Here is a 7,942-nt window from a genome sequence, read left to right as displayed (position 1 = left end):
CTAGACAGCTCCACTCCACAACCGGAGGCCTTCGTCGTCAGCCAGATTCAGACCGTGTCGTCGCACAAACTCGACCAACCTGCCTGGGCAGTACATCTAGGCCGTACTTCAGGAGACGCGCAGCCGCTCCAGCAGTTCAGGAAGCGCCGTCCCGATGGGCTCGCGGAGGATCTCGTCGGCGAGCGGGTCGTACGGGGTCGGCTCCGCGTTCACGATGATCAGCCGGGCACCGTGCTCCGCGGCGACCCCCGCGAGCGACGCGGCGGGCTGCACCTGGAGGCTCGTACCGACAGCGATGAAGACCTCGCACGCCTTGGCGATCCCCATCGCCTCGCCCAGCACCACCGGGTCGAGAGGCTGGCCGAACATCACCGTCGCCGATTTCAGGATCCCGCCGCACGACGTGCACGGCGGATCCGCCTCGCCCGCCCGCACCCGCTCCAGCGCGTCAGCCATCGGTGAGCGGGCATGGCAGCGGGTGCACACCACCGTCCGCGCGGTGCCGTGCAGTTCGAAGACCTTGCGCGCGGAGACTCCCGCCAGCTGGTGCAGTCCGTCGACGTTCTGTGTGATCACCCGGACCGGGCTGCCGCCGCGCTCGAACTCGGCGATGGCCCGATGGGCGGCGTTCGGCTCGGCGTGCAGCACCGGACCGTCGAGGCGCATACGCCAGGACCGGCGCCGGATCTCCGGATCGGCCATGTAGTAGGCGTACGTGACCAGCTTCTCGGCTTCCGGGTCGCGCCGCCACAGCCCGTTCGGCCCCCGGTAGTCGGGGATGCCGGAGTCCGTCGAGATGCCGGCACCGCTGAGGATCGCCACGAGTGTCATGCGGCGAGCGTAAGTAACTCCGGGGTGCGGCCGCGAGCCGATTAGGCGTCGCGCGCGGTGCGGCCGAGCGGACTCGGGCCATTCGTCGCGGGGTTGGAGCGACACCTCGCTGCGTTGTCGAATCACCCGAGTACATCCAGTACGAGGGCGATCTCCCCCTGCCATCGGCGGGGGACCCCCACCGCCTTGCGATAGCACCGGACACCGCGAGCTTCCCGGCAAACCTATCCGGTCACAGCACTGGCGGGGAGTTCGGTGGCCAGGCCCGTGGTAGCGTCACTCCCTTCTCCGGCATGTCCGGACGGAGTCACGTCAGGCACCTCATGACCGACCCGCATCAGCGGCTTCAGGACGCACTCGACGTCCTGGACGCCACCTTCGCGCCACTTGCCGAGTCGCCGGTTCGTGTGGGCGGCTGCACCTACTGCTACCCCGAAGCCGATCTCGAAACCCTGGCCGGTCCCGTGCACGAGGTGCCGGACCAACTGGTCTCCTCCTTCGCGCACGAGACCCCCGACCACTGGGACGACTTCCGGGGCTTGTACCGCCGGTTGGCGCCCCGGATCATCCGCCTCCTCATCGCTGACGAGCTCGACCACAGCCTGGTCGCCTCCCGGCTTCGCGCCGCGGGCTGGCGCGACTGGCCCACCCCTGAGCGAACAGCAATGGAGGAGACCTGGCACGCCTGGTGGCGGTCGGTACTCCACACCCACCCGAGTACCGGACACATCACCGACGTGCTGGAGACGCTCTCGGTCACCGCGGGCAGCCTGGCCCCCTGGCTGGCCATCTGGGCCGAGAGCCGAACCGAGACGGCGGACCTGCACCTCGGCGACGCGCTCGACCACTGGCTCATCGAGGGCGAGCTCGCCGACCTCCACCTCGGCTTCTACGAAGAGACGCACGCCACGCCGGAGCTGCTGCCCTGGCTCCTGTCCTTGGAGGACGGCCGCCTCGGTGCCGCGCAGCTGAGGGAAGTCGAACGCATCGCGTACGGCTGAGCAGTCCTGTACGGGGACACGCTCGACGCGGTTCGACCCCGGGGGCCTGGGAGGGAGGCGGCACAAGGGGCGACCCGGTCAGGCGGGGCGCCCGTCGACCAGCTCCACGGGACCGGCGTCCGTCGACAGGACGTCGAGCGCGGCCAGGACGCGAGGACCGAGCGCGCCGGGGAGGTACGCCGTGATCTCGTCCCGTGGCACCAGCTTCCAGGACAGCAACTCCGCCTGCTGGAGCCGGATCGCCATGAACTGCTCGCCGGTCAGCACCCCTCCGTCGTACAGATACGCCACGACCGGCGGACGATCCGGCGCGCGTCCCCAGTCCAGCGCGAGCAGCCGGCCGGGGGCGAGGTCCAGGCCGATCTCTTCGAGGGTCTCCCGGCGCGCGGCCTCGCGCGGGGTCTCGCCGCTTTCGGACTCGATCGTGCCTCCCGGAAGCGCCCAGCCCTCGCGGTAGTTGGGCTCGACGAGCAGCACCCGGCCATCGGCGTCCCGGAAGAGTGTGGCGGCTCCCGAGAGTACGCGGGGCAGTCCGGCGATGTACGTGGCGAAGTCCGAAGCGGTCACCGCCGCAGCCTAGACGGTGCGGGCCCCTTCCGGTCAACGCGTCGCCAACCGGGCGGTTCTGTCGCCGAGTTCGCCGATCGACGCTCCGTCGAAGCCGAACACGGCACTGCTCACCCGGTCCTCCAGGGGGCGGGTCCACTGGGGCGGGATGCCCGACGCCCCGCACAGCACGCCCGCCACGGAGCCGGCTGTCGCTCCGTTGGAGTCCGTGTCGAGGCCGCCGCGCACGGTGAGCGCCACGGTGCGGGTGAAGTCCCCGGCCCCGTACAGCAGCCCGGCGGTGATGACCGCGGCGTTGGGGACGGTGTGAATCCAGCCGAGTCCCGCGGTCTCCCCCTCCAGCGTGTCCAGCGCCTCCGACCAGGGCAGGCCGCTGTCGTACAGGGCGATCACACGGCGGACCGCGCGGACCAGACGGCAGCCCGGGGGGACACGTTCGAGTCCGGTCTCGACGGCCGTGCGGGCATCGGCCGCCGTGAAAGCCGCGGCGACCATGGCCGCGGCCCACATCGCCCCGTACACACCGTTGCCTGTGTGCGACAGCACGGCGTCGCGGCGGGCGAGTGAGGCCGCCCGCACAGGGTCCCCGGGGCTGGTCCACCCGAAGACGTCCGCCCTGATCAGCGCGCCGATCCACTCCTGGTAGGGGTTGTGGTTCGTGGCGGTCAGCGGTGGCTTCAGGCCTGCCGTGAGATTGCGGTACGCCGCCCGCTCGGCCGTGAACGTCTGCAGGTACGGCAGCCGCAGCAGCCACAGCTCGCCCACCTGCTCGGTGGTGAAGTCGAAGCCATGGGTCTCGAGCAGGTGGAGTCCGAGGATGCTGTAGTCCACGTCGTCGTCGCGGCAGCTGCCGTGGATCCGGCCGCGGACACAGCCGCGCCAGTCCGGGCGCAGCTCGAACCCGCCGCCCGCCCCGGGTGGGGGCTCGGGGAGGTAGTCGGTGAGCGGCACGGCGCCGGTGAGCCCGAGGTAGCGCTCGATGCGCTCCCGGGTCCAGTAGTCCCCGCGCTCGATGGGCTTGCCGAGCATGTTCCCCGCGATCCTGCCCAGCCAGCCGCCGAGGATCCGGTCGGGTGTCCCCTTGGCTGAAGGTGTCATGGTTCGGATGTACCCGTTCCGGTGTCCAAGGAAGGGTGGCACCGGCCAGGGGGTGCGGATAGGGTCGGGGCGGCGCGACTGCCTGTTCGAAAGCAAGGGATGCAAGGTGACGAACGGAGCAGTTACCGCCGCGCGCGTTCTTGTCGCGGCGGACAAGTTCAAAGGCTCGCTGACGGCCGTCCAGGTGGCCGAGCGGGTGACCGCGGGACTACGGAGAGTGGTACCCGGCCTCGCGGTGGAGACCCTTCCGGTCGCGGACGGCGGCGACGGCACAGTCGCGGCAGCGGTCGCGGCCGGCTTCGAGCGCCGTGAAGCGGCGGTGACCGGGCCGCTCGGCGAGTCGCTGACGGCGGCCTACGCCCTGCGCGGGACCACGGCGGTGGTCGAGATGGCAGAGGCGTCCGGGCTCCAGCACCTGCCCGAAGGGGTCTTCGCGCCGCTCACCGCGACCACCTACGGATCGGGCGAACTGCTGCGCGCGGCGCTCGACGCCGGGGCGCGGACGATCGTCTTCGGGGTCGGCGGCAGTGCCACGACGGACGGTGGGGCCGGGATGCTCGCCGCTCTGGGCGCGCGGTTCCTGGACGCCGACGGCAAGCCGATCGGGCCTGGCGGCGGCGCGCTGAAGGACCTGGTGACCGCGGATCTGTCCGGTCTCGACGCCCGTTTCAGGGACGTCGAACTCGTCCTCGCCAGCGATGTGGACAACCCGCTGACCGGGCCGAAGGGCGCGCCCGCGGTCTTCGGCCCGCAGAAGGGTGCCACGCCCGAGGACGTCACCGCGCTGGACGAGGCGCTGGCCCATTACGCATCGGTACTGGGCCCCGAGGCGGCCGAGGCGCCGGGAGCGGGAGCCGCGGGGGGAATCGGATACGGGGCTCTGGTGGCACTCCGGGCGCGCTTTCGGCCCGGCATCGAGGTGATGCTCGACATCCTGGGCTTCGGCATCGCCCTGGACAGGGCCACACTGGTGATCACCGGCGAGGGCTCGCTGGACGAGCAGACCCTGCACGGCAAGGCCCCGGCCGGTGTGGCGGCGGCGGCCCGCGCCGCGGGCAAGGACGTCGTCGCGGTCTGCGGCCGGCTGGCGCTCACCGAGGAGGCCCTGAGCGGGGCCGGTATCACACGGGCCTATCCGCTGCTGGACCTGGAGCCCGACCCGGCGCTCTGCATGGCGCAGGCGGGACCGCTGCTGGAACGTGTCGCGGCGGACATCGCGCGGGACTTCCTGCCCACGGCCCAGCTGTACTGAGCCAGGTGTAGCCAGCGCGAGCGTTCAGACGCGACCCAGGGAGCACTGGCACGTGTCACCGGCCGTCCCGTACTCGTGGCCGTACGTGTCCGAGGTGGCTGAAAGGCATCGCTCACCCTTCCTGGCCATGTGAACGACCTGTACCGGCTCTCCGGGCCTCCCTAGCATGTGCATCTCTCAGGTTCCGATTCCGGATCCCACTGACGTGAATGAGGACTGGATGCAGCGCGAGTCGTGGCGCCCGGACGCCATCGACACCAACGTGCCGAGCGTGGCACGGATGTACGACTACCTCCTGGGAGGTGACGACAACTACCAGTCTGACCGTGACGCTTGTGCCGAGCTGCTCAAGCAGGTGCCCAGCACCAAGGTGCTCGCCGTCAACAACCGCCGGTTCCTCCAGCGCGTCGTCCGTACGCTGGCCACCGAGTACGGTGTGCGGCAGTTCATCGACCACGGCTCCGGGCTGCCGACCCAGGACAACGTCCACCAGGTCGCCCAGGCTGTCGACCCCCAGTCGCGTGTCGTCTACGTCGACAACGACCCGATCGTCCTGGCGCACGGCCGTGCGCTGCTTGAGGAGAACGACCGAACCGCGGTCATCCAGGCCGATATGCGGGACACCGAAGGCATCTTCGGCCATGAGGAGACCACCCGCCTCATAGACTTCAGCCGGCCGGTCGCGGCGCTGTTCGTCTCCGTGATGCACTGCATTCCGGACGAGTCCGATCCTGCAGCGCTGGTGCGCCGGGTCGCCGAACGGCTCGTACCCGGCAGCTTCCTGGTGGTCTGTCAACTCGTCAGCGACCGGCCCGAGATCCGCAAGTTCGTCACCGACTTCATGGCGGAGGCCACGGGCGGGCACTGGGGCCGGGTGCGCGAGGAGCATGAAGTCACGGCGTACTTCGACGGTTTGGAGATCCTGAAGCCGGGACTCGTGGAGGTGTCCACCTGGCGGCCGGACAACGACCTCGCCCCGGTGCAGCAGACCGACGAGTGGATCGAGTGGGGTGGCGTCGGCCGACTCGTATGACGCCGGGCCGCTGCGTACTGTCCTTCTTTCCCCGGAAACCCCCGGGGTAATGACGGAAGGTCACAGGGAGCCGAGCCGCTCCTCGATGAGCGCCCGGGTCTCCCTGGGGGTGAGCGCACACGCTCCAAGCCGGTCCATCATGTCGCGGTACTGCTCCACGACCTGCGGTTTCTGACTGAAGGTGCTGTCCGTCAGATGCTCGATATAGATGGCGTCCTTCAAGTCCCGCAGCGCGAACCGCAGATACGTCAGACCTGTGCCCACGCCGACCGACGCCGTCACGGCCAGCGGTGCCACCTGCAAGGTGATCCGGGACTGCGCCGTCATCTCGATGAGATGGCTGAGCTGCCCCCGCATGACCTCAGGACCGCCGACCGTGCGCAACAGCACGGACTCGTCGATCACCGCCCACAGCCGGGGCCCATCAGGCTGCGCCAACTGCCGCTGGCGTTCCCGGCGCAGATCGACCCGGCGGTCCACCTCGTGCGCGTACAGCCGGGCAGGTCCGGAACGGATCACCGCCCGCGCGTACTCCTCGGTCTGGAGCAGGCCCGGCACATAGAACGGCTCGTAGGTACGGATGGTCGAGGCCGCGCCCTCCAACGAGACCAGCGGGGCGAAGAAGTCGGACAGCACATCGCTGAACGAGTGCCACCAGTCCGTCCGGCGGGACTGCTCCACCAGCCGCAGGAACTCGGCGACGCGGGTCTCGTCGCCCACTCCGTAGAGGTTGAGCAGGGCAAGGGCGTCCGCGGGCTTGCAGCCGTGGCGGCCGAGTTCCATGCGGCTGGTCTTGGAGCGTGAGAAACCGAGCCGGGTGTCCACAGCGGAGGGGTCGAGCCCGGCACTGACGCGCAGTTCGCGCAGCTTCCCGCCCAGGATCAGCTTCAGGGCGGTGGGATTGCCCTCGACCGCTCCCAGCGGGCTCATGAACAACGGCGGGCTCGGTTCTGCTGCGGCCATCGCGTGCTCCTGCGGATGTGGGGAAGACGATGACACTATCCCGCACGGACGGACCTGAGCCACGGGTGCGTGGACCGTTGCCCGTTGGAAATCAGACAATCATCGCGTCGAAGTCGCCATCCTGGGCTCCGGCGACGAAGGCTGCGACTTCGGCGCGCGTATAGACCAGCGCCGGCCCGTGCGGATCACGGGAGTTGCGCATGGCGATGCTGCCGTCGGAGAGCGCGGCCAGCTCCACGCAGTTTCCGGTGGGGTTGCTGTGGCTGCTCTTGATCCAGGTGGCCGACGTCAGTGCGTCCGCCCGTATCCCATTGGAGAACTCCATGTCCTTCAACCCCTCTTCGTCGGTTTGTGCCGTTGTGTAGGGTCACCTTGGATCCGGCCACTGCAATCCCAGGTGCAATTGCATTTTCGGTGCGCCCTCGACAATACTCGTTCGGCATCGGCTGCCGCAGCGTCGAACTCCGAAGCTTTCAGGGGGACATGACCAGTGACGATTTACATGTCAACCAGTGCGAGCACCACGTTCGACCGCGCTGACCGGCGCTCAGCTGCGGAATTCGGCGTGAATCCGACGTCTGAGCGATCACCGTCGGGTCCGGATCTCCGTCTGGACCACGGCTTCGGAGCGGACAACTTCGCCGCCTGCGGTCTGGACGGACACCCCCGGAACGCGCGTCAGGCGCGACGGTTCGTCGATGTCACCCTGCGCGGCTGGGGACTGGTGGCACTGGTCCCCGACATGGCCGTGGTGGCCGGTGAGCTGGTGACCAACGCCGTCCGGCACGCGCTCGAACCCGGGCACGCGGCATCGGACGCCTATCCGCTCTGGCTGGGCCTCTACCGCCAGCCCGGCCATGTGGTCTGCACCCTCACCGACCCCAGCCCCGCCCCACCGCGGCCGCAGACCGGTCTCCGGTCTCCGGCCCCCTGGGCGGCCGGTGGCCGCGGGCTCGCCCTGGTGGACGCGCTCAGCGACAGCTGGTCCTGGTCCCTCACTCCGCCCCTGGGCAAGGCTGTGTGGGCGAGCGTGGCGCTCCCGGGCCGGCCGGACTGAACCCCGGACCATCAGGCCGCCGGTCAGCGCCGCGGGCATGACGAAGGCCCCGGGTGCGATTCACTCGCACCCGGGGCCTTCCCGGGCCGGCTCGTTTCGAGGGGGACGGCATATTCGCCGAGGCCCCCGCCACCCCGCGG

The 7,942-nt window shown here is 69.9% G+C and carries 9 protein-coding genes; 4 read left to right on the top strand and 5 right to left on the bottom strand.

Annotated features, from left to right (window positions below; genetic code table 11):
• Positions 1-108 precede the first annotated feature (108 nt).
• On the bottom strand, positions 109-831 hold the full coding sequence (locus ACFWI9_RS06820; RefSeq protein WP_387159449.1) for an NAD-dependent deacetylase: 723 nt from the start codon (positions 829-831) through the stop codon (positions 109-111).
• Positions 832-1,124: 293 nt separating this feature from the next.
• Here ACFWI9_RS06820 and ACFWI9_RS06815 point away from each other — a divergent pair, with 293 nt between their 5' ends.
• Positions 1,125-1,832 carry a hypothetical protein gene (locus ACFWI9_RS06815; protein ID WP_387159448.1) on the top strand — a complete coding sequence of 236 codons (708 nt, stop codon included), beginning with the start codon at positions 1,125-1,127 and terminating at the stop codon, positions 1,830-1,832.
• Positions 1,833-1,910: 78 nt separating this feature from the next.
• Here the strand turns inward: ACFWI9_RS06815 and ACFWI9_RS06810 are convergent, their stop codons facing one another.
• On the bottom strand, positions 1,911-2,399 hold the full coding sequence (locus ACFWI9_RS06810; protein ID WP_387159447.1) for an NUDIX domain-containing protein: 489 nt from the start codon (positions 2,397-2,399) through the stop codon (positions 1,911-1,913).
• Between the two features lie 33 nt (positions 2,400-2,432).
• Positions 2,433-3,497: an ADP-ribosylglycohydrolase family protein gene (locus ACFWI9_RS06805; protein ID WP_387159446.1), complete on the bottom strand. Its 1,065-nt coding sequence runs from the start codon at positions 3,495-3,497 to the stop codon at positions 2,433-2,435.
• A 106-nt stretch (positions 3,498-3,603) separates the two neighbouring features.
• On the opposite strand from ACFWI9_RS06805, the gene ACFWI9_RS06800 reads away from it, so the two are divergent.
• Positions 3,604-4,749 carry a glycerate kinase gene (locus ACFWI9_RS06800; protein WP_387159445.1) on the top strand — a complete coding sequence of 382 codons (1,146 nt, stop codon included), beginning with the start codon at positions 3,604-3,606 and terminating at the stop codon, positions 4,747-4,749.
• Between the two features lie 220 nt (positions 4,750-4,969).
• Complete coding sequence (locus ACFWI9_RS06795; RefSeq protein WP_387159444.1) at positions 4,970-5,782, top strand: SAM-dependent methyltransferase; 813 nt, start codon at positions 4,970-4,972, stop codon at positions 5,780-5,782.
• Between the two features lie 60 nt (positions 5,783-5,842).
• On the opposite strand, the gene ACFWI9_RS06790 is transcribed toward ACFWI9_RS06795, so the two are convergent.
• Positions 5,843-6,745: a helix-turn-helix domain-containing protein gene (locus ACFWI9_RS06790; RefSeq protein ID WP_387159443.1), complete on the bottom strand. Its 903-nt coding sequence runs from the start codon at positions 6,743-6,745 to the stop codon at positions 5,843-5,845.
• A gap of 91 nt (positions 6,746-6,836) precedes the next feature.
• Positions 6,837-7,070 carry a DUF397 domain-containing protein gene (locus ACFWI9_RS06785; protein WP_387159442.1) on the bottom strand — a complete coding sequence of 78 codons (234 nt, stop codon included), beginning with the start codon at positions 7,068-7,070 and terminating at the stop codon, positions 6,837-6,839.
• Between the two features lie 240 nt (positions 7,071-7,310).
• Between ACFWI9_RS06785 and ACFWI9_RS06780 the strand changes: the two genes are divergently transcribed.
• A complete protein-coding gene (locus ACFWI9_RS06780; RefSeq protein ID WP_387159441.1) occupies positions 7,311-7,802 on the top strand; it encodes an ATP-binding protein in 492 nt (163 codons plus the stop codon).
• Positions 7,803-7,942: the final 140 nt, after the last annotated feature.

Source organism: Streptomyces sp. NPDC127084 (assembly GCF_042724175.1).
Lineage (GTDB): Bacteria > Actinomycetota > Actinomycetes > Streptomycetales > Streptomycetaceae > Streptomyces.
This window is presented reverse-complemented; position numbering and strand designations above follow the sequence as displayed.

Coding starts and splice junctions, on each gene's coding strand:
- ACFWI9_RS06820 (WP_387159449.1), bottom strand. CDS start 831: ATGACACTCGTGGCGATCCTCAGCGGTGCCGGCATCTCGACGGACTCC.
- ACFWI9_RS06815 (WP_387159448.1), top strand. CDS start 1,125: ATGTCCGGACGGAGTCACGTCAGGCACCTCATGACCGACCCGCATCAG.
- ACFWI9_RS06805 (WP_387159446.1), bottom strand. CDS start 3,497: ATGACACCTTCAGCCAAGGGGACACCCGACCGGATCCTCGGCGGCTGG.
- ACFWI9_RS06795 (WP_387159444.1), top strand. CDS start 4,970: ATGCAGCGCGAGTCGTGGCGCCCGGACGCCATCGACACCAACGTGCCG.
- ACFWI9_RS06790 (WP_387159443.1), bottom strand. CDS start 6,745: ATGGCCGCAGCAGAACCGAGCCCGCCGTTGTTCATGAGCCCGCTGGGA.
- ACFWI9_RS06785 (WP_387159442.1), bottom strand. CDS start 7,070: ATGGAGTTCTCCAATGGGATACGGGCGGACGCACTGACGTCGGCCACC.